The organism is Bacillus sp. FSL K6-6038 (assembly GCF_038050455.1).
GTDB lineage: Bacteria > Bacillota > Bacilli > Bacillales > Bacillaceae_G > Bacillus_A > Bacillus_A pseudomycoides.
Genome location: NZ_JBBOUH010000001.1, coordinates 1,475,259 through 1,496,337, shown reverse-complemented (window position 1 = coordinate 1,496,337; position 21,079 = coordinate 1,475,259). Strand labels below are relative to the sequence as shown.

The 21,079-nt window shown below is 37.8% G+C and carries 25 protein-coding genes, 1 pseudogene and 1 other annotated feature; of the genes and pseudogenes, 3 read left to right on the top strand and 23 right to left on the bottom strand.

Going from position 1 to position 21,079, the window contains the following annotated elements; translation table 11 throughout:
- Positions 1 to 11 precede the first annotated feature (11 nt).
- The 21 genes and pseudogenes from NSQ40_RS07605 to NSQ40_RS07505 all read right to left on the bottom strand — a co-directional run bounded on the left by NSQ40_RS07605 (position 12) and on the right by NSQ40_RS07505 (position 18,667).
- Positions 12 to 983, bottom strand: a complete 972-nt coding sequence (locus NSQ40_RS07605; RefSeq protein WP_258248217.1) for a 2-hydroxyacid dehydrogenase family protein — start codon at positions 981 to 983, stop codon at positions 12 to 14.
- 150 nt (positions 984 to 1,133) lie between these two features.
- Complete coding sequence (locus tag NSQ40_RS07600; protein ID WP_003196190.1) at positions 1,134 to 1,298, bottom strand: DUF4025 domain-containing protein; 165 nt, start codon at positions 1,296 to 1,298, stop codon at positions 1,134 to 1,136.
- Positions 1,299 to 1,367: 69 nt separating this feature from the next.
- The gene (locus NSQ40_RS07595) at positions 1,368 to 2,390 is read right to left on the bottom strand and encodes a histidinol phosphate phosphatase domain-containing protein (protein ID WP_003196188.1); all 1,023 of its coding nucleotides are present in this window, start codon (positions 2,388 to 2,390) and stop codon (positions 1,368 to 1,370) included.
- A gap of 14 nt (positions 2,391 to 2,404) precedes the next feature.
- Positions 2,405 to 2,728, bottom strand: a complete 324-nt coding sequence (gene hisE, locus NSQ40_RS07590; protein WP_003196185.1) for a phosphoribosyl-ATP diphosphatase — start codon at positions 2,726 to 2,728, stop codon at positions 2,405 to 2,407.
- Positions 2,729 to 2,740: 12 nt separating this feature from the next.
- Entirely contained in the window at positions 2,741 to 3,046 is a 306-nt protein-coding gene (gene hisI, locus NSQ40_RS07585; protein ID WP_016114006.1) for a phosphoribosyl-AMP cyclohydrolase, read from the bottom strand.
- Complete coding sequence (gene hisF, locus NSQ40_RS07580) at positions 3,043 to 3,801, bottom strand: imidazole glycerol phosphate synthase subunit HisF (RefSeq protein ID WP_018764211.1); 759 nt, start codon at positions 3,799 to 3,801, stop codon at positions 3,043 to 3,045. Before hisF ends, hisI begins: the two co-directional genes overlap by 4 nt.
- The gene (gene hisA, locus NSQ40_RS07575) at positions 3,795 to 4,514 is read right to left on the bottom strand and encodes a 1-(5-phosphoribosyl)-5-[(5-phosphoribosylamino)methylideneamino]imidazole-4-carboxamide isomerase (RefSeq protein ID WP_018781017.1); all 720 of its coding nucleotides are present in this window, start codon (positions 4,512 to 4,514) and stop codon (positions 3,795 to 3,797) included. The genes hisF and hisA overlap by 7 nt, the downstream gene beginning before the upstream one ends.
- Positions 4,487 to 5,116, bottom strand: coding sequence for an imidazole glycerol phosphate synthase subunit HisH (gene hisH / locus NSQ40_RS07570; RefSeq protein WP_258248216.1), 630 nt, complete (start codon positions 5,114 to 5,116; stop codon positions 4,487 to 4,489). The genes hisA and hisH overlap by 28 nt, the downstream gene beginning before the upstream one ends.
- Positions 5,117 to 5,701 carry an imidazoleglycerol-phosphate dehydratase HisB gene (gene hisB, locus NSQ40_RS07565; protein WP_003196175.1) on the bottom strand — a complete coding sequence of 195 codons (585 nt, stop codon included), beginning with the start codon at positions 5,699 to 5,701 and terminating at the stop codon, positions 5,117 to 5,119.
- Positions 5,701 to 6,990 (bottom strand): histidinol dehydrogenase, encoded by a 1,290-nt coding sequence (gene hisD / locus NSQ40_RS07560; protein ID WP_003196174.1) that lies wholly within the window; start codon positions 6,988 to 6,990, stop codon positions 5,701 to 5,703. The genes hisB and hisD overlap by 1 nt, the downstream gene beginning before the upstream one ends.
- A gap of 14 nt (positions 6,991 to 7,004) precedes the next feature.
- Positions 7,005 to 7,640, bottom strand: coding sequence for an ATP phosphoribosyltransferase (hisG, locus tag NSQ40_RS07555; protein ID WP_097787085.1), 636 nt, complete (start codon positions 7,638 to 7,640; stop codon positions 7,005 to 7,007).
- A complete protein-coding gene (gene hisZ, locus NSQ40_RS07550; RefSeq protein ID WP_003196170.1) occupies positions 7,616 to 8,878 on the bottom strand; it encodes an ATP phosphoribosyltransferase regulatory subunit in 1,263 nt (420 codons plus the stop codon). Before hisZ ends, hisG begins: the two co-directional genes overlap by 25 nt.
- Positions 8,879 to 9,228: 350 nt before the next feature.
- Positions 9,229 to 9,807, bottom strand: a complete 579-nt coding sequence (gene leuD, locus NSQ40_RS07545) for a 3-isopropylmalate dehydratase small subunit (protein ID WP_018764205.1) — start codon at positions 9,805 to 9,807, stop codon at positions 9,229 to 9,231.
- Positions 9,785 to 11,179: a 3-isopropylmalate dehydratase large subunit gene (gene leuC, locus NSQ40_RS07540; protein ID WP_003196167.1), complete on the bottom strand. Its 1,395-nt coding sequence runs from the start codon at positions 11,177 to 11,179 to the stop codon at positions 9,785 to 9,787. Before leuC ends, leuD begins: the two co-directional genes overlap by 23 nt.
- A complete protein-coding gene (gene leuB / locus NSQ40_RS07535; RefSeq protein ID WP_003196166.1) occupies positions 11,179 to 12,243 on the bottom strand; it encodes a 3-isopropylmalate dehydrogenase in 1,065 nt (354 codons plus the stop codon). The genes leuC and leuB overlap by 1 nt, the downstream gene beginning before the upstream one ends.
- 85 nt (positions 12,244 to 12,328) lie before the next feature.
- The gene (locus NSQ40_RS07530) at positions 12,329 to 13,849 is read right to left on the bottom strand and encodes a 2-isopropylmalate synthase (protein ID WP_041488321.1); all 1,521 of its coding nucleotides are present in this window, start codon (positions 13,847 to 13,849) and stop codon (positions 12,329 to 12,331) included.
- Between the two features lies 1 nt (position 13,850).
- Complete coding sequence (ilvC, locus tag NSQ40_RS07525; protein ID WP_098610617.1) at positions 13,851 to 14,861, bottom strand: ketol-acid reductoisomerase; 1,011 nt, start codon at positions 14,859 to 14,861, stop codon at positions 13,851 to 13,853.
- A gap of 27 nt (positions 14,862 to 14,888) precedes the next feature.
- Positions 14,889 to 15,401 (bottom strand): acetolactate synthase small subunit, encoded by a 513-nt coding sequence (ilvN, locus tag NSQ40_RS07520; RefSeq protein WP_016113993.1) that lies wholly within the window; start codon positions 15,399 to 15,401, stop codon positions 14,889 to 14,891.
- On the bottom strand, positions 15,398 to 17,098 hold the full coding sequence (gene ilvB, locus NSQ40_RS07515) for an acetolactate synthase large subunit (RefSeq protein WP_003206333.1): 1,701 nt from the start codon (positions 17,096 to 17,098) through the stop codon (positions 15,398 to 15,400). Before ilvB ends, ilvN begins: the two co-directional genes overlap by 4 nt.
- 73 nt (positions 17,099 to 17,171) lie before the next feature.
- Positions 17,172 to 17,400 (bottom strand) — a binding site (T-box leader).
- Between the two features lie 16 nt (positions 17,401 to 17,416).
- The gene (ilvE, locus tag NSQ40_RS07510; RefSeq protein WP_003196156.1) at positions 17,417 to 18,313 is read right to left on the bottom strand and encodes a branched-chain-amino-acid transaminase; all 897 of its coding nucleotides are present in this window, start codon (positions 18,311 to 18,313) and stop codon (positions 17,417 to 17,419) included.
- Between the two features lie 157 nt (positions 18,314 to 18,470).
- Positions 18,471 to 18,667 (bottom strand): annotated as a pseudogene (locus NSQ40_RS07505) (hypothetical protein).
- A 57-nt stretch (positions 18,668 to 18,724) separates the two neighbouring features.
- Here NSQ40_RS07505 and NSQ40_RS07500 point away from each other — a divergent pair.
- Positions 18,725 to 18,964, top strand: a complete 240-nt coding sequence (locus NSQ40_RS07500; RefSeq protein ID WP_016113990.1) for a DUF3911 family protein — start codon at positions 18,725 to 18,727, stop codon at positions 18,962 to 18,964.
- Between the two features lie 193 nt (positions 18,965 to 19,157).
- Positions 19,158 to 19,397, top strand: a complete 240-nt coding sequence (locus NSQ40_RS07495) for a YkuS family protein (RefSeq protein WP_003196153.1) — start codon at positions 19,158 to 19,160, stop codon at positions 19,395 to 19,397.
- Positions 19,398 to 19,748: 351 nt separating this feature from the next.
- On the opposite strand, the gene NSQ40_RS07490 is transcribed toward NSQ40_RS07495, so the two are convergent.
- Both NSQ40_RS07490 and ytfJ read right to left on the bottom strand, forming a co-directional pair.
- Positions 19,749 to 19,838: a hypothetical protein gene (locus NSQ40_RS07490; RefSeq protein ID WP_016113989.1), complete on the bottom strand. Its 90-nt coding sequence runs from the start codon at positions 19,836 to 19,838 to the stop codon at positions 19,749 to 19,751.
- Positions 19,839 to 19,953: 115 nt separating this feature from the next.
- Complete coding sequence (gene ytfJ, locus NSQ40_RS07485) at positions 19,954 to 20,355, bottom strand: GerW family sporulation protein (RefSeq protein ID WP_018764198.1); 402 nt, start codon at positions 20,353 to 20,355, stop codon at positions 19,954 to 19,956.
- 355 nt (positions 20,356 to 20,710) lie between these two features.
- Here ytfJ and NSQ40_RS07480 point away from each other — a divergent pair, with 355 nt between their 5' ends.
- Positions 20,711 to 21,073, top strand: coding sequence for a hypothetical protein (locus NSQ40_RS07480; RefSeq protein ID WP_003196147.1), 363 nt, complete (start codon positions 20,711 to 20,713; stop codon positions 21,071 to 21,073).
- Positions 21,074 to 21,079 lie beyond the last annotated feature (6 nt).

Sequence of the window (21,079 nt, the reverse complement as noted above, 5' to 3'; positions counted from 1 at the left end):
AAGGGTTCTTTCTATTTTGTAACAAATTCCTTTTGGTTTACAGGTGTTAATGGTTCTTCTCCTTCTAATACAGCTAAAATGTTACGCACTGCTATTTCAGCCATAGCGTCACGAGTTTCAAATGTTGCGTTTCCAACATGCGGAGTAAGGACAACATTTTTCAGTCCCTTTAATCTCTCTGTAATTTTCGGTTCAAACTCAAATACATCAAGAGCTGCCCCTTCAATTTCATTTGTCTCTAACGCATGAGCAAGCGCTAGTTCATTCATAATTGGACCACGTGCTGCATTTATAATATATGCAGTTTTCTTCATCATTTTAAATTGTTCTTCATTAATCATATGATGAAGACTTGGATTATACGCACAATTAATCGTAATAAAGTCTGCTGTTTGTAATAGTTCTTCTAATGTTACATATGTTGCTTCTATTTCACTTTCTGTCTCATACTTACGGTTTGGACCTGTATAAATCACATTCATTCCAAATGCTTTTGCACGTTTCGCAACTGCTTTTCCAATTTCACCAAGACCGATGATTCCAATTGTTTTCCCATATACTTCTCGGCCGAGGAAAAAGAGTGGTGCCCAGCCATTAAATCCCACTGTACGACATAGTGTATCTCCTTCTGGAATTCGTCTTGCAGCCGCTAAAAGAATAGCAAATGTTAACTCTGCTGTTGCTTCTGTTGAAACTTTCGGTGTATTTGTAACTACAACTCCTTTTTCTGCTGCATACTTGTAAGCAATATTATCGTAACCTGCACCATAGTTGGCAATAATTTTCAAATTTGATGCTGCATCAATCACTTCTTTTGTTACCTTTGTAGAAAGTAAACTTAACAGTGCATCTTTATCCTTAACTCGCTTTGCTAATTCTTCGGTACTGATTAACTCTTCTTTGTCATACATTTCTATTTCATGATTTTGTAATAACTGTAATCCGATTTCTGGAATATTTCCTGCTACTAATATTTTCGCCATTACTAAGCACCTCTTCTATTTAAAAATGAGAACTTCCTTACATTTTATTGTAAGAAATCTATGTCAAAAAAGCCAAGAAATTTGATTACAGTTTTGAAAATCGACACTTTTTCTCATAAGAAAAGGGGAGATGGATATCTCCCCTTTTACTTATTGTTCTTCACTAGATTGTTTTCCCAGCTTTGCATCAATCGTTCCCTCTGCTACCGTATCACTAATTTGTTCTTGTACTACAGAATCAACTTCCTCGTTTGTTTGGGAAGTATAACTTTGATTCGTCACTTTCATACTCTGTTTATTATTTTGTTTTACCATTTAAAACCCTCCTTTATCATTCTTTCTTATTTTGAGCAAAAAGAAAGGTTTTCATCACGAAATCATGTTTTACTTTGAAACAATTACCGATTCTTCTTCAAGCAGTTGCATCTTCCTCACCCGTTTTTCAAATGTAGCAACATGAGAAATACCATGATTACGTAATGTTTTCACATTTTCTTGGACATAATTTCCTAAATCATTTGGGTAATGAGCATCTGATGAAAGAGTAATTGGCACTTTATATTTTGCCAACACTTGTAAATAAAGTGGACTTGGACACATCTCTCGAACAGGATAACGATAATATAATCCAGCATTTACTTCCGTTGCTGTATTTGTTTCTATTAATGCCTTAGCAATTCTTTCGTAATGTGGAATCTGTACATTTTCATCTAATCGATAATTAAATACTTTTATATTATCAAGATGCGCTACAATATCAAACACTCTCGAACGAACGGCCTTTTCAACTGTTGTGAAAAATACATCATACAATGTATTTAGCTGATGGTTTTCGAAATATTCTTTCGCATCTGGGTTATCAAATCCCCATCCATCAATAAAATGCACAGAACCAATTACGTAATCCCAATCTCCTAATGCCAATAATTTTTGTAATTCATCTTCCCCACCCATAAAATAATCAGCTTCAATCCCTAGACGCAGTACTACTCCTCTTTTTCTCCAGCGCTCCTTTGCCTCTTGGATTGCTTTTGTAAAATCAGAAATCGATGCTACTCGCACTTGATCTAGCCATTCTTTCTGCAGACGACCGAGCTTTGACTCACTAATGTCTACATATTTCTCATAATATTCCTTCGCCTCATAAAAACGATATAAGTGATCAACAATACCAACTTCTTTTATTCCTTTTCGCAGTGCTTCTTCTAAATAGAAATCAATCCACTCTATTGTAAATGGACCCTCTTGTACTCTTTTTTGCAAGCGTTCTTGTGTTTTCATAAGCCATTCAATCGAATGCCGCTCTTCTTCTAACGGTTGATAATATTCTATTGATTGATTTATTCTCGCCAACCACCCTAGCGAATACGGCCCCTCTTCTAAATGAAGGTGATAATCCACTTTCATAGTTTCCCCCCCCCTTATAACGTATCAATTTCTTTACGCTCTCCTGTTTTTGAGAGCTTTCCTTGTCTCTCTTTCACTTCTTCTAACACATCTTCTAATGGAATATTTTTTGCGGCTAGTAAAACAAAGCAGTGATAAATCACATCGACCATTTCTTTTATAAGTTCTTCTTTATCATCATTTTTTGCAGCGATTACCATTTCTGTACACTCTTCCCCTATTTTTTTTAAAATCTTATCTTCACCTTTTGTAAATAAATAATTTGTATATGATTCCGAAATTGGACTTTCTTTACGCTGCTCGATGGTTTCATATAAAGACTTCAGTACGTCTTCCATCCTCAGGTCCCCCTATATGATTTTATAATGAAAGCATGTTTTCTCTCCTGTATGACAAGCTGGTCCTACTTGCTTAACAATAATTACAATCGAATCTTGATCACAATCTAAATAAAGAGACTGAACATACTGCATGTGCCCAGACGTTTCTCCTTTGTTCCATAACGCTTGCCGCGAACGTGAATAAAACCATGTTTTCTTCGTTTCTAACGTTTTTTTATATGCTTCTTCATTCATATATGCTAGCATCAAAACTTCTTTTGTTTCTTCTTCTACCACAACAGCTGGCAACAATCCCTTGGAGAAATCAGGTGTCATATTCTCACCTCAATTTTCGCTTCTTGTAATTTTCGCTTCACCTCTTGCACTGTTGCCTCACCATAGTGAAAAATAGAGGCTGCTAATGCTGCATTTACCGATGTTTTTTGAAACACCTTTACAATATGCTCTGCGCTTCCACATCCTCCTGACGCAATAACTGGAATCGAAACAGCTTCTGAAATTGTTTCTGTTAAACGAATATCATAGCCATCCTTCGTCCCATCTGCATCCATACTCGTAAGTAAAATTTCACCAGCTCCTAACTGTTCTATCTGTTTTGCCCATTGTACAGCATCGATTCCCGTATCAATCCGTCCACCGTTTACATATACATTCCATTTATTTTCTTTTACTTCCCTTGCATCAATTGCGACCACAATACATTGAGAACCGAAATGTTCGGCACCTTCCTCAATTAAATTTGGATTTCGTACTGCCGCTGAGTTAAGTGAAATTTTGTCCGCGCCTGCTCTTAGCAAGGCATACATATCTTGAACAGTTGCAATCCCGCCACCTACTGTAAGCGGAATAAACACTTTCGACGCCGCTCTCTCTACAACATCTATAATTGTTTTTCTCCCCTCATGCGTCGCCGTAATATCTAAAAAAACAATTTCATCTGCACCTGCTTTATTATACAAAGCAGCTATTTCAACAGGATCACCAACATCTTGTAATCCTACAAAATTCACGCCCTTTACAACGCGGCCGCCTTTCACATCTAAACATGGAATAATTCGCTTCGTTAACATATCTTTGTCACCTGCAATGCCTCTTCTAAATCAATTGTTTTTTTATATAGCGCTTTTCCAATAATAACGCCATATACATTCATATCGTTTAACTTCTGTACATCTTGCAATGAGCATACGCCGCCCGATGCAACAATACGGATTGCCACCGCCTTCTGTAGTAATTGCAATTGCTCAAAGTTCGGACCCTCTAACGTACCGTCTTTTGCAATATCTGTAAAAATGATTGTTTGTACGCCGACACTTTCCATTTTCTTCGCAAGGTCGATATAAGAAATTTCAGACACATCTAACCAGCCTCTCGTTGCAACGTAACCGTTTTTCGCATCAATACCAACAATAATGTTTTCTCCATATAAACGAACTGCTTCTTCTAAAAAAGGACGATCATACAATGCTGCCGTTCCTAAAATGACTTTTTTCACTCCTACTGACAGTAACATTTCAACCGTTTCGAGAGAACGTATTCCTCCGCCTACTTGAACCGGAATTCGAACTGCTTTACATATATCCTCAATTACGGAAAGATTCATTGATTGACCTGCAACCGCTCCATCTAGATCAACAATGTGCAATGTTCTTGCTCCTAATTTTTCAAACAATAATGCTTGAGCAACTGGATCTTCATTCATAACTGTTTCTTTATTAAATTCTCCTTGATAAAGCCTAACACACCGTCCTTGTTTTAAATCGATAGCTGGGAAGATTTCCATGATTCTACCACTCCTTTAAAATTTCTTAACATTTGTATTCCGATATCACCGCTTTTTTCAGGGTGAAACTGTGCCCCAAATATATTTCCTTTCGCAACAATCCCTGGAATATCAATCTTATAGTCACTACTGCCACATACAATCTCACTTGGACAATCTGCATAGTAGGAATGAACATAATACACAAATGAACCATCTTCTACTTCATTCCACAACTTAATTTCTCGTTTCTTCTTTAATTGATTCCAGCCCATATGCGGGATTTTATAAGGAATTTTCAGCTTTCGAATTAGTCCTGGCAACAAACCTAATCCTTTCGTTCTCTCTATTTCTTCACTTTCTTCAAATAAAAGCTGCATCCCTAAACAAATGCCAAGGAGTGGTTTTCCTTGCACTCCAATTTCTTGAATCACTGAAACAAGATCTTTTTCCTGCAAAGCGATCATCGCTTTTGGAAAAGCTCCAACTCCTGGTAAGATCACACCGTCACTTTGTAATATCCTCTCTTTATCATCTGTTACAATATGCTCAGCCCCAATACGTGTTAACGCTTGTTCAACACTGCGCATATTCCCCATTCCATAATCTACAATTGCAATCAATTACAACAGTCCTTTCGTAGAGTTTACACCAACAATTTTGTCATTTTTGTCTACCGCTTCGCGCAGTGCACGTCCAAACGCTTTAAATAACGCTTCAATTTTGTGGTGGGTATTACTGCCATATAAAATGCGAGCATGTAGTGTTATATTCGCCGCATGAGCAACCGCTCTGAAAAACTCTTCTGTCAGTTCTGTATCAAAATCTCCTAACTTAGGGTTTTTCAATTCACCTTGAAAGACAAGATAAGATCGTCCACTTATATCAATCGCTACAAAACCTAATGCTTCATCCATTGGTACATATGCTGCTCCATAGCGGTTAATACCTTCTTTATTTTGCAATGCTTCTTTCAAACAGTTTCCAAGCACAATCCCAACATCTTCAACAGTATGATGAGCGTCAACAAACACATCACCTTCTGCTTCAATTTGCAAACCAAATCTGCCATGCTTCGCAAACAAAGTTAGCATATGATCAAAGAATCCAACCCCTGTTTGAATTGAAACGTTTGTACTTTCATCTAAGTGTAAACTCAGTTTAATTTTTGTTTCTGTCGTTCCCCGTACTTGACTTGCCTCACGCATTATTTCTCCTCCTCAAATCGAATTTGAATTGCTCTCGCGTGCGCGTGTAATCCCTCTTTATCGGCGAGCGTTGTAATATGGTGTTGAACGTTTTGTAACGCTTCTTTTGTATATGATACAAAGCTCGATTTTTTCACAAAATCATCAACTGATAACGGCGAAAAGAAACGCGCTGTTCCGCTTGTTGGCAGTACATGATTCGGTCCTGCAAAATAGTCTCCAAGAGGCTCTGGGGCATACGGTCCAATAAAAATCGAACCCGCATGCTGAATATATGCCAAGGCATTCATCGGCTCATTTATATGCAACTCTAAATGCTCCGGTGCTATTTCATTCGACAATTGAAACGCGTGATTTAGCGAAGGAACAACGAGAATTGCTCCGTTTCTTTCTATCGACTCACGAGCTATTTCACTTCTTGGTAATACTCGAAGTTGCTGCTTTATTTCTCTTTCTATCTCTTTAGCAAGTTCTACACAAGTTGTAATACAAATCGCTGTTGCCCTCACATCATGCTCAGCTTGAGATAATAAGTCTGCTGCGATAAAAGACGCATTTCCAGTTTTGTCAGCAATTACAACGATTTCAGATGGTCCAGCAATCATATCGATATGAACAGCTCCAAATACCTCACGTTTTGCAAAAGCCACATATATATTCCCTGGACCGACAATTTTATCGACTTTCGGAATCGATTCCGTCCCATATGCTAATGCCGCTATAGCTTGTGCACCACCTACGGTATAAATTTCATCTACACCGGCAATTTCAGCAGCTGCTAAAATATGTGGATCTATTCCCTCTTTCCCTGGTGGTGTTACCATTACAACTTTCTGAACACCGGCAATTTTAGCAGGTAATACATTCATGAGTACCGATGACGGATAAGATGCAGTTCCTCCTGGTACATATACACCAACTGTTTGCAATGGTCTAATCAGTTGCCCACGAATCACACCTTCGTTTTCACAATCTAAAAAGGATTGCCTTTTTTGTTTTTCATGGTATGAGATGATGTTTTTCTTTGCGCATTGCAATGCTTCTAGAAATGAAGATTCTACATATTCACTCGCTTTTTCAATTTCTTCTTTTGCAACACGTAACTTTTGTAATTCAATTCCATCAAAAGTTTTTGTATAAGAAAATAGCGCCTCATCTTTCCTTTCTCTCACCCGCTCAACAATTTCTCTTACGCGTATCTGTACAGTTTCTTCTATTATATTAGCCTGTTCTCTTAACTGTTTTATTCTCTTCAGCGCTTCCGTGTAGTTTTCAGATATTACCTCCACCCAGAGTCCCTCCTTTATTTATCTGCAGTGATTACACACTCCATATTATTGATAATATCGAATATTTCGTCTTTTTTTGTTTTTAAAGCAGCTTTATTTACAATCATGCGAGCTGATATTGAATACATTTCTTCAAATACAATCAATCCATTTTCTTGTAATGTTTTTCCCGTCTCTACAATATCAACAATCGCATCTGCTAATCCAAGAAGTGGAGCGATTTCTACCGAACCTTCTATTTTAATAATTTCTACATCTTCTCCCTTATCACGAAAATAAGTGGAAGTAATATGCGGATATTTTGTAGCAATTCTCTTTTTCCGATAGCTTTTCGGATTATATGTTGGGATAGAAGCGACACAAAACTTACAACATCCTACTTCTAAATCCACCATTTCATATATATCTTTCTCATATTCCATTAAAATATCTTTTCCAACAATACCAATGTCTGCAACACCATGTTCCACATAAGTTGCAACATCTACTGCTTTCACTAGAATGAATGAAACATTCCTACTAGCGCTTTGGAATACAAGCTTTCTTCCTTTATCCATCAGTTCCGAACAATCAATCCCAATCTTTTCAAACAGTGGAATGACATGTTTCTCAAGCCTCCCCTTTGTTAACGCAATTTGAATGTTACGCATGAAGTTTCCCCTTCTTTCTGTATCACCCATTTTTCTTTCCACACATATTCCACTAATGCTTTTCCAGTCGCTTCGATCACTTTTATAATCCCTTTCTTCTTCGCAAACTGAAATGTATCTTGCAAATTCTCAAACATAGATAATTCCACTTTCCACCCATCTTTCTGAAGTAAACCACATAGTCTTTCTGCTTCTGCTATCCTATCCAAAGAATAATGAATGATCATATCTAATTTTTTTCGTTTGAATTGTTTTTGCTGTTCTTGTAATGTCCGGACAATTTGATTTACTTGTACAGCTAAGCCGACTGCTGACATCGGTTCTCCAAAATTACCAAGCAATTCATCATATCTTCCGCCACTAACAATTTCTCCCCCAACATCATATATATAACCTCTAAAAATAACTCCTGTATAATAATGCAAATGTTGAATCATCCCAAGATCAATTGATATATACGAACCATATCCTAATTTTTCAATCGTTTTATAGATTTCTTTTACCCGCGCGATTGCTTGCTTCATCTCATAGTTTGAAGCAAGCTTTTCCGCTTCTTCAATTACTTCGAGTTTTCCGAATAATCTTGGTAATTTTTCAAGTAACTGTACAGTTTCATCACGTCGATCTAAATTCTTTTCTTGTAAAAAACGGGATAACTCTGCATAATTTTTACTTTCAATATACGTACGTAAGAGCGACTCCTCTTCTTCTCCAAATGACAGCTTTTTAACAATACATTTGTATAACTGAACTTGCCCTAATTCTATTGTAAAAGCCTGAATCCCTACAGCTTGAAGAGCATGAATTGCACTTACGATACATTCAATTTCAGCACGTATATTATCAATCCCGATTATTTCAATACCTGTTTGAATGATTTCATTGTATTTTCCAGATAGTGATTCATTCGCTCGAAACACGTTCCCGCTGTATGTTAATTTTACAGGCGCTTCCTCACCGTGGGTTCCTATTACTCTTGCAAGTGGAATTGTCATATCAGGCCTTAACACGATAATGCGTCCCTGTTGGTCAAAAAACTTATACATTTTCTCTTCATCTATCGGCCGATTCCGAAAAGAAAAGACATCATAAAATTCAATCGTAGGCGTTCGTATTTCCTCATAGCCTCTTTCTAAAAAAGTACGTCGTAATTTGTGTTCAACTTCTTCTATTAATGTACACTCTTCAAATACATAATCTCTTGTTCCATCTGGATTTGCTCGTTTCCATTTTGTCATACTGCTTTACACTCCTTTCAATTCTGTTCACCAAACTTTCCCCTTCTAGTGTATGCACACTATAACAATCACGAACAAAATAAAAAGAGCCTTGTAGAAAAAATACCTACAAGGCCCCTTCATAGGGTGTAGGTACAACGGGACTAACCCTTGTACCTACACGTTGTTCACGCTAGGTTCAAGGGTTTATGTATGATGATGTAGTTGTGTAAGCATATTGATAGATTGTAATGTAAACATTATCCTTACTCCCTTTCTCCTCTTATTTTCACATAGTATATAACACATAATTCAGAATGTAAACAAAATCCAAAACTTTTTGTGTTTTTCATTACAGCTCACTAAACAAATTAGCGAGCTGTTTCTCGTTCATATTCTTCAATGTTTTGTTCATATTGAAGCGTGATTCCGATTTCATCTAAACCACTTAATAGCTTTTCTTTCCACATCTTTTCGATTGTAAAATGAAAACGATGTAGCGGAGTTGTAATCACTTCATTCTCTAAATCAACTTCTATCACATCTCTTGGATCCACAGCTGCTAGCTTTTCACGCATTTCCTTTTCCATAATGATAGGAAGCATACCATTTTTCGTACAATTCATATAAAAAATGTCTGCAAATCCCCCCGCGATAATAACACGAAATCCATAGTCAGCAAGTGCCCATGGCGCATGCTCTCTTGATGAACCACAGCCGAAATTTTCACCTGTAATTAATATGCTTGCTCCTTTTCTCTCAGGTGCATTTAGTGGGAAATCTGGATTCTCTTTCCTGTCGTCCTCATAACGCCATTCATCAAATAAAAATTTCCCAAAACCAGTTCGTTCAATCCTCTTTAAATACTGTTTTGGAATGATTTGATCTGTATCAATGTTATCGTTCATTAGTACAGCAACAGTACCTTTATGAATATGAAATGGCTCCATCATAACTCTCCTTTCTCACATCAACGAAATGACCATAAAGCGCTGCTGCGGCCGCCATCGCAGGGCTGACTAAATGTGTTCTCGCACCCTTCCCTTGTCGTCCTTCAAAATTCCGATTGGAAGTAGATGCACAATGCTCTCCCTCAGGCACTTGATCTGGATTCATCCCCAGACACATAGAACACCCAGGCTCTCTCCATTCAAATCCAGCTTCTTCAAATATACGATGCAGTCCTTTTTCCATCGCTGCTTTTCGTACTCGTTTGGATCCTGGTACAACAAGTGCTCGCACTCCTTCTTTTACTTTCTTTCCTTTTACAACAGCTGCGGCAATTTCTAAATCTGATAAACGGGAATTTGTACAGGAACCAATAAATACATGCTGAACTGGAATTTCAAATGCACTTTGTCCTGACTGAAGCCCCATATATGCAAAAGCTCGTTCATCATTTTTATCACGTGTTTCTGGTAACTGTTCATCAATACGCATACCCATACTCGGGTTTGTTCCCCATGTTACATATGGCGCTAGTTCAGCAACATCTACCAAAATATAAGTATCATATATTGCATCTGGCTCAGTATAGAATTCCCTCCAATTCGCCACTGCCAAGTCAAACTCTTCCGGCGCATACTCACGCCCTTTTACATAAGCAAATGTTTTCTCATCCGGCGCAATAATCCCTGCTTTTGCTCCACCTTCAATCGCCATATTACAAAGTGTCATACGCTCTTCCATTTCCATATTTGTAATTGCTTCTCCGTAAAACTCCATCACATATCCAGTTCCAACTGCTACCCCATATGTAGCTAGAAGGTGTAAAATTATATCTTTTGCATATACTCCTTTAGGTAATTTCCCTTTTAATTCAATCCCCATCGCTTTCGGCTTGCTCTGCCACAATGTTTGAGTTGCTAATACATGCTCGACTTCACTTGTACCAATCCCAAACGCCAACGCTCCAAAGGCTCCATGTGTTGCCGTATGACTATCGCCACATACAATGGTCTTTCCCGGTTGTGTAAGTCCTAGCTCTGGACCAATAACATGAACAATCCCTTGATTTTCATCATCAATATCCGCCAACGGAATATTAAATTGCTTACAATTTTCACGAAGCGTATCTAATTGTTGCTTAGCAATACGATCTGTAATGTTCCAAACATCTTTTGTTGGAATATTATGATCCATCGTTGCAAATGTTAAATCTGGTCTCCGAACATTCCGATTTGCAAGCCGCAAGCCCTCAAAGGCTTGCGGTGATGTTACTTCATGCACGAGATGAAGGTCAATATATAATAAATCTAACCCATTTTCATTTGTTGTAACAACGTGTCTCTCCCACAGTTTATCTAGTAACCTTTTTGCCATTATCTCCCTCTCCCTACTAGCGCTTGTTCTTCCATTTCTTGTAGTACATATTTTGTAAAAGACGATGTTGTTTCATTTCCACCTATATCAGCTGTACATTTCCCCAATCGGAGAACAGCAGAAATTGCTTCTTCAATCGCTTCTCCTTCTCTTCTTAAATCAAAAGATTGCCCAAGCATCATTGCAACTGAACGCATCATTGCAATTGGATTCACTTTATTTTTCCCTGCAATATCTGGTGCTGATCCGTGAATTGGTTCATATAGCGAAGGTCCATTCTCTGCATGACTCGCCGATGGAAGCATCCCTAAAGACCCTGCTAATACAGAGGCTTCATCACTTAAAATATCCCCAAATAAATTCTCAGTTACTATGACATCAAACCGGCCCGGATTACGAATCAACTCCATAGCAGCTGCGTCTACTAAAATATGTTCAAGTTCAATATTCGGATAGCGAAGTGCTACTTCTTCTGTTACTTCCCTCCAAAGTTTACTCGACTCTAAAACATTTGCTTTATCAATGGAAGTAACTTTTTTACGACGTTTACTTGCCAATTGAAAAGCGTAAGAAACAATGCGCTCAATTTCATGACGATGATAAGTAAGTGTATCTGTTGCTACCTCTTCTGTTTTTTCTTTTGGAAAGGAGAAATAAATCCCTCCCGTTAACTCACGAACGACAACAAAATCCACCTCATCAGCCGCCTTCAATGGGGATAAATGAGCAGTTGCTGCATCTACAGTGACAGGACGAACATTAGCAAATACACCAAGCCCTTTTCGAAGCGCCAGCAATCCTTTTTCCGGTCTTTCTTTCGCTTCGTCCCAGCGAGGTCCACCAACCGCACCTAGTAATACAGCGTCACTCGCTAAACATGCTGCTAATGTTCTTGACGGCAATGGTTGCCCAAACGAATCAATCGCAGCGCCTCCAAATTGTTCATCTTGTAAATAAAAACGGTGACCATATAACCTTTCTACCATGTGTAAAACTTCCTTGGCACTCTCCATAATTTCTGGTCCAACACCATCACCCGCTAAACAAACAATACGTTTTTCCAATGATCAGCACCCCTTTTTTATAATTTTACTGATTATTCAGAATTAACTTTCGATAAGTAGGGGTATCCCCCCACTTATCAAAACATTACTTTGCAAGGAATAACAAAGCCTTTAGTTTTCCCGCTGCATGTACATAAGCTCTAGCTGATGCTTCTAACACGTCTTGCGCAACACCAAAACCTGCAACTTGATGTGTTTCTTCTTTCAATTCAACATGAACATGAGCAAGTGCATCCTGTCCCTGTGTAATGGATTGAATGCGATAATCGGCTAACTCACACTCAAGTCCTAGAATTCTTTGAATTGCATTATAAATCGCTTCAATACTACCTGCTCCTGTTGCTGCATCTTCGTACACATTACCTGCCTCATCCTCCAGTGCAACTGTTGCACATTGTGTACTGTTGGATACAAAATGCACTTGTAATTGTTTAATGTTATACTGCTGTGTTGAAAATGCTGTTTCTCCTAGTACTAATGCACGTAAATCTTCTTCTGTAACCTCTTTTTTACGATCTGCTAATCTCTTAAATGCACTAAATGCTATATCTCGCTCTTCTTCCGTAAACTCATAACCGAGTTCTTTCATTTTTTCAGTAAAAGCGTGGCGACCAGAATGTTTTCCAAGTACAAATAAATTTTGTGCTTCTCCAATTAGTTCTGGCTCAATAATTTCATATGTCGTTACTTCTTTTAATACACCATCTTGATGAATACCTGATTCATGCGCAAATGCATTCGCTCCAACAATCGCCTTATTTTTTGGAACTACCATACCCGTTAACCGACTTACTAATGTACTTGTTGCTTTAATCTCTTTTAGTGTTATAGAAGACTCGGCTTCATAATAGTCTTTTCTAATGTGCAAAGCAACTGCTACTTCTTCTAAAGCCGCATTACCTGCACGCTCTCCAATCCCATTTATAGTCCCTTCTATTTGCAGTGCCCCACCTTCAATGGCTGCCAGTGAATTTGCTACTGCCATACCAAGATCATCATGACAATGACAAGAGAAAATAGTTTTTTCATAAGAAGGAACATATTCTTGTAAATATTTAAAAAGAGAATAATATTCTTCTGGATTTGTATAACCTACTGTATCCGGAATATTAACAACATCCGCTCCAGCTCGAATCGCAACTTCCACAGCTTCTGCTAAAAAAGGGCGAGCCGTTCTCGTTGCATCTTCTGCCGAAAATTGCACTGTAGGAAATAAGGATTTCCCTAAAGTTACAGAGCGATGAATACTATCTAATACATCCTCCTTTGACATACAAAGCTTATATTTCATATGAATATCACTCGTTGCCAAAAAGACGTGTAACCGCGGAGATGCTGCACCTTTCAATGCTTCATACGCTCTCTGAATATCACTTTCCTTCGCCCTTGCTAGACTCATAACGGAAGCATTTCGAATCGTTTCCGCAATTCGTTTTACTGAGCGAAAATCACCTTCAGAAGCTGCTGCAAATCCTGCTTCCATCACATTAATCCCGAGTTTTTCTAACTGCCTGGCAATCTGTAACTTTTCTTGTTCATTTAAATTGACTCCGGGTGATTGTTCGCCATCACGAAGCGTCGTATCCATGAACAAAATCTGTTTCATATTATTTAACCCCCGCCTTTACTTTCGGTTGTACAAACGGCATCATTTCACGTAATTTACGCCCAACAACTTCAATTTGATGTTCATTTTCCTTAGCATTCGTTGCATGGAAATGCGGTTTTCCTGCTTTATGCTCTGCAATCCACCCTCTTGCAAATGTGCCATCTTGAATTTCTTTTAACACTTCATCCATCGCTTTCTTCGTATGTTCTGTTACAACGCGTGGTCCTGATACAAAATCTCCCCACTGCGCTGTATCAGAAACGGAATATCTCATATTTTCAAGTCCGCCTTCATACATAAGATCAACAATGAGCTTTAGTTCATGTAAGCATTCAAAGTAGGCAAGTTCCGGCTGATAACCAGCATCTACTAATGTTTCAAATCCCGCCTTTACAAGTGCAGTAACACCTCCGCAAAGTACAGCTTGTTCTCCAAATAGATCCGTTTCTGTTTCTTCTTTAAATGTAGTTTCTAATACTCCAGCCCTTGTTGCTCCAATTCCATCTGCATAGGATAATGCTTTTTCAATGGCTGTTCCTGTTGCGTCTTGATATACAGCAAATAACGCTGGAACCGCTCCGCCTTCAGCAAAAGTCCGACGTACTAAATGTCCAGGTCCTTTTGGCGCTACTAGAAATACGTCTACATCTTCTGGTGGTGTAACTTGATTAAAATGAACGTTAAATCCATGAGCAAACACAAGTGCATTTCCAGCTTGTAAATTCGGTTCAATTTCTGTTTCATACACTTCTGGCTGTAGTTCATCAGGCAAAAGAATCATTACTACATCCGCAGATTTTGCAGCTTCTGCCACTGAATATACAGAAAAACCATCCTCTTTCGCCTTTTCCCATGACTTTCCTTTCCGAAGTCCAACTACTACTTCAAAACCATTATCACGTAAGTTTTGTGCATGAGCGTGACCTTGTGATCCATATCCAACAATCGCTATTTTCTTCCCCTTTAATACATTTACCGCTACATCTTTCTCATAATAAACTTTTGCCATATTCTTTCTCCCCCTATATTAAAATGATTAATGAATTAACATAATTTGTTTATCTTGTTTTTTCATACTCCGCGTAAATGCAGTAACACCTGTTCTTGCAATTTCTTTTAAACCATATGGACGCATTAACTCTATAAGAGCTTCTACTTTTTCTTGTGTACCCGTTACTTGTACGACGATGGAATCCTTCCCAACGTCTATTACAGCGGCTCGGAACGGTTCAATTAAACTATATAATTCTGCTCTCGATACACTTGTTGTCGCTACTTTAATAAGAGCCAACTCTCTTGCAATCATTGCTTCTTCTGTTATATCAGATACTTTTAACACATCAATTTGTTTATGAAGTTGCTTGATCAGTTGCTCCACTTGTTGCTCGTTTTCAACATGAACAACAAATGTCATCCTTGAAATATCAGACGACTCTGTATGTCCAACCGAAATACTTTCAATATTAAAATGCCTCCTGGTCATAACACCCGTAATCCGATTCAGAACCCCACTTTGATTTCGAACTGTCGCCGTAACAATCCTTTTCACTGTCCCTTCACCCCCTCCATTTGATGAACTCCTTTTCCAGGAGCAACCATCGGCATAACTTTTTCAGACTGTAGTACCCTGCAATCAATTACAACAGGCTCTTGCAAATCAATCGCTTCTTGCAACTGTCCCTTCGCAAGTAACGGATTTTCAATTCGCACCCCTTTTATGCCGTATGCATGGGCAAGCGCTACGAAATCCGGTTGACAAGAGAGCAACGAGTGAGAATATCTTTGATTATAAAATTCGTCTTGCCACTGTCTTACCATCCCTAAAGCTTCATTATTTAAAATCAAAACTTTAACCGGTAAGGAATGTTCTTTCAATACACTAAGTTCTTGTAATGTCATTTGAAAACCCGCATCACCAACAATCGCTACAACTAATTCTTTTGGTCTGGCAATTTGTGCACCAATGGCAGCTGGAAATCCAAATCCCATTGTGCCAAGCCCTCCTGATGTTACCCACTTATCTGGGTCTTCAAGTGGATAATATTGAGCAGCCCACATTTGATGCTGACCAACATCCGTCGTGACAATTGCTTTTCCTTTTGTAATTTCATACAACATATCAATTGCTGATTGTGGTTTAATCACTTCAGAATCTTGATCATAGAAAAATGGATATTGTTCTTTTCTGCTTTTTAAAAGCGATAGCCATGCACTATGATTTTCTTTTCCTCTTTTACAGGAGAGCAGTGCCTCCAAAGCATGTTTCGCGCTAGCCACAATCGGAATTTCTGTAGGAACGTTTTTTCCAATCTCTGCTGGATCAATATCGATATGTGCAACTGTAGCCTCTTTAGCAAAGTACTCTAAATTTCCTGTAAGACGATCGTCGAATCTTGCTCCGATATTTATGAGTAAATCACACTCATACAAAGCCATATTCGCTGTATAAGAACCATGCATTCCTCCCATTCCAAGAAATAATTTATCATTTGGCGGAAATCCACCTAGTCCAAGAAGTGTATGAACAACAGGTATACGATACATTCGTGCAAAATCTGTTAATTCTTTTGCAGCTTTCGCATGAAGTACACCTGCTCCGGCTAAAATCAACGGTTTTTCAGCAGTATCAATCGCTTGTAATAATTTGTTGATTTGCAATGGATTCGCCTCATAATTTGGTTGATATCCCGGTAAATCCATTTGCACGTTACTACATCGCTCACCTTTTTCTACTACCATATTTTTAGGAAGATCGATAACGACCGGTCCTGGTCGACCCGTTTTCGCAATATGAAATGCCTCTTTAATAATTCTTGGTAAATCTGATGCCTTGCGCACTTGATAATTATGTTTTGTTACCGGCATCGTAAGTCCCATAATGTCCGCTTCTTGAAAAGCGTCACTTCCAATCAACGTTGTAGCTACTTGACCTGTAAAAACAACAAGCGGTAAAGAATCAATCATTGCATCTGCAAGACCAGTAATCACATTTGTCGCACCTGGACCACTTGTTGCAATGACAACGCCAGGTTTTCCTGTAATTCGCGCGTACCCTTCTGCTGCATGAATCGCTCCTTGCTCATGTCTTGTTAAAATATGAGGAATTTCGCAATCATAAATTGCATCATAGAGCGGCAATACAGCACCTCCTGGATAACCAAAAATAACTTCTACATCTTCCTTTCCTAACGCTTCTAACAACAGCTGTGCACCAGTTGCCATCTTTTCTTCCGTTTTTGAAGACATTGCTCTTACGAACCTCCTTTAAAATTGTTTTTTTACAATAAAAAAATCCTACGTCCACACTCCAGCTATGTGCTGAAGGGACGAAAGATTTCGCGGTACCACCCTTCTTCGCAAGAATACTTCTTGCCTCAGTGACTCGGGGATGAGTCTAGCTAATAACGGAGCTACCGTCTAAACCTAGGCAAATGCTTCAGTTTAGCACTCAAGGGCGATGTTCGTCAACGTGAACCATCGGTTTCCAGCAACCACCGACTCTCTGTGAGGCTTCACAATCAACTACTCCTCCCTATCAACGCTTTACAACTTTATAATGAGTTATCATCCAACTTTATTTTCTTCGTAAATTTTCTCTCCATCTTCTACAACTAATTTACGAAACTCTTCTAATAAACGATTTGTATGTGGACCCGTTTTCCCAAGCCCAATCGTTCTTCCATCAACTGTCGTAACTGCAATAACTTCAGCTGCAGTTCCTGTTAAAAATACCTCATCAGCTACATATACATCGTGTCTTGTAAATAATTCTTCTCTTACGTCATATCCAAGCTTTTCTCCAATTTCCAAAATAGCGTTTCTTGTAATGCCTTCTAATGCCCCTGCAGAACTTGGTGGTGTAATTAATTTATTTCCTTTTACAATGAACACATTATCGCCAGACCCTTCTGCAACATAACCTTGTTCATTTAACATAAGTGCTTCTTGCACACCAGCAAGCTTCGCTTCAATTCGAACTAAAATATTATTTAAATAGTTTAAAGACTTTACTTGTGGTGTTAATACGTCTGGGCGATTACGACGTGTGGCAACTGTCACAACCGGTATACCTTTTTCGTAATATTCCGACGGAAATAAAGATAACTGTTCCGCAATTACAACTACATTCGGTTTCGAACAAGAATCAGGATCTAGCCCAAGATTCCCAGCACCTCGTGATACAACTAAACGAATGTATCCGTTAGATAACTTATTTTGACGAATCGTTTCAACAACAATATCTGTCACTTCTTCTAACGTATATGGAATTTCCAACATAATGGATTTTGCTGACTCGTATAAACGAATAAGATGTTCTTTGAGCCTGAAGACATTGCCACTGTAGACACGAATCCCTTCAAACACTCCATCGCCATATAAATAACCATGATCATATACTGAAACTTTTGCTTCGTCTTTTGGAACAAATTCTCCATTTAAGAAAATCCATTGCTCATTCACTTAAAAGCGCCCCCTATGTTCTATGAATTTTTTATTGTTTCCTAGTTTACTCTCCTTTTTAAATAAATCAAGACAATTTTTAGAAAATTTATAATTTTTAATTTATATACATCCTTGTTTATATTGATTTATCAACATTGTTAACGTTTACAAAATGTCAAAAATTTTTTTCGCCATTTTTCATCCTAAAAAATATTTACTTAAAAGAAGGAGTTTTGTCAAATGATGCGAATCTATTGTATTCAATAAACGGGCGTCCGATTTCGTATATTCGGGAATAAAAACGACTTTTGATTGAAAAGGAGGAAAATAAGCAAAATAACATTGTATAAAAATAAAAATCATATTTTTCATGCAGCTTTCATAATCCTATTTAAAAAAACAAATTGTCAAATGAAGGAGGAAAATAATATGGCATGTGTACAAATTAAAGGAACGAGACAAGAGGTAGTAGAAATGTTACAACTATTTGATTTAATGGATACGAAAGGTTTGTGTAAATTTAACAATTACGTAGAGGTATCTCCAAATGAAGAACAGAATAACAACTTCACTGCCTCAATTGACATTCAATCAAATGATGAATCTGCTCAAGATCAATTAAATGATCAGTTTGTAAGTCAAATGCTCACAGGTGTATATAACGACTAATACATTACGTATTTTTTCTTCCCCTCTCTAATCGGGCTTTTCTGAGCAGCTATCCCCCACCTCTTTGTTTTAGGAGGGGGATTTCCCTGTTCGTAAATATTAAATACATCAACATTTCTACCATATTTTCCTTAAAAACATAAATATTTCCTAAAAAATGGAGCATATTACTAGATGGTAGGAGGTGAAGAGTATGGCGAAAATTGGTGTTGAAAATTCTTTAACCGATGTTCAACAAGCTTTAGAACAACAAGGACATGAAGTAATTTCACTACGTTCTGAAAATGACGTGCAAGGGTGCGATTGTTGCGTCGTAACTGGACAAGATTCTAATGTAATGGGAATTAGTAATGCAGTAATAAAAGGGCCCGTTATTGAAGCAAGTGGCTTAACAACTGATGAAATTTGTCAACGAATTGAAAGTAGTTTATAAAAAAAAGAAGCCTCCTTATAACAAGGAGACTTCTTTTTTTATATTCACCTAAACGGGAAAGTAACATATACTGGATGAAAGCCCTACCTCTCTCTCATCAACACGGTTCCTCTGACCGCTCCTGATACACTAGCATGTGTATAAGCTTACAAATACAACTTTTTGGGTCTATTCACAAAAGTTGTTGGTAAAATTACCCGATCTTTCGCAAATTTTTCATATTGCATTTACAAGAAATATCCAATATATACTAGCTGTAACCGAGACACGAAATATCATCATAACACTTAAAAATAAATTCGTCAATATTTATTTTAAAAAATTAAAAACAGACATCACAATCTGTCTGTTTTAGAATGGAGCCTTTTCTTTTACTACATACACAACAAATCCGCTTACTAACATACATAAGCCGACAGCAAAATTCTTGATGTTAATCATAACTACCTCTCCCTTATTTCATAAATCATATATATTTACATTCCAATTATATTTGTCGTTTCTGAACACACTTTTTCTAATATATCATAATTCCTAAAAAATGCAAGTTTACTTTTTAACGACCGTTTACAAACTTATCTATAGTACTTGGAACTGTACTCAAAGCCTTTTCAATCAAGTGTGTGCCACTATGTAAATGTAAAACTTGTACACCACTAGATCCTACTACTAAAAACGCAACAGGATCAATTGAAACTCCTGCACCACTTCCACCTCCAAACGGATGCCCTTGTTTCGCCTCTTTTTGTTGTCCTTGTCCTGCCAAACTTTTCCCTACAGACGTTTCCCCTTTAAAATCGCTTCCCCCTGCGCCAAAACCAAAGGCAACTTTTGAAACAGTTAAAACAACCTTTCCGTCCGCTGTTGAAACAGGGCTTCCGACAATTGTATTTACATCGACCATCTCTTTTAAATTTGTCATTGCCGTTTTCATTAAGTTTTCAATTGGATGTTCCATCATTTAAACCACCTTTTTCCTCTTAATTCTTTTTTATACTTTCCAAAATAGAGGAACTCATACCAAGTTTTACAATTCATGAAAAAACACTGTTCCATTATCAGCTTTCTTCAGCTTAGAATCTAAAAACAATATACATATCCTTCACTTCAGTCTGATAAAGTGAAAATTTAATCAGCCCTCACTAATCAGACTTTTACGGGCAGTTTATCTCTCACCTAACTCCTGTGCTTTCACTGAATTTTGAGGTGGGAGTGTTACCGCCTGCAAATAGCGAAATAAAGTAATGATATGCCTATCTATTTCTTGCCGGATAAAAAAGAAAAAGATATACATACTACTAATGAACCTTGCTATGAAAGGAGACTTTACGTTGACTGATAAAATTAATGAACAACATAGAACCGAAGAAGGGGACTATAAAGAAGAGTACGCAGCAGAGGTTGCTCCTCAGCATATCAACTATAACGATAAAGACGATGTAAAATCAAAAACAGCAGGATCCACAGCAGGGTTTATCGCTCTTGCTCTTGCTGTATTATCACTCTTTACATTTCCTACACTCTTCGGACTTGTTTCTGTTTTACTAGGTATTTATGCCTATAATCGTGGAGCTACTGTAACCGGTGGCATCGCTGCTATTGTGGGCGGCATTGCTGCTATTGTTGCTCTGTTATTCCGCGCTGCAATCATCGGTTTATTGTTCTCACTTTTTTAAAGAAAA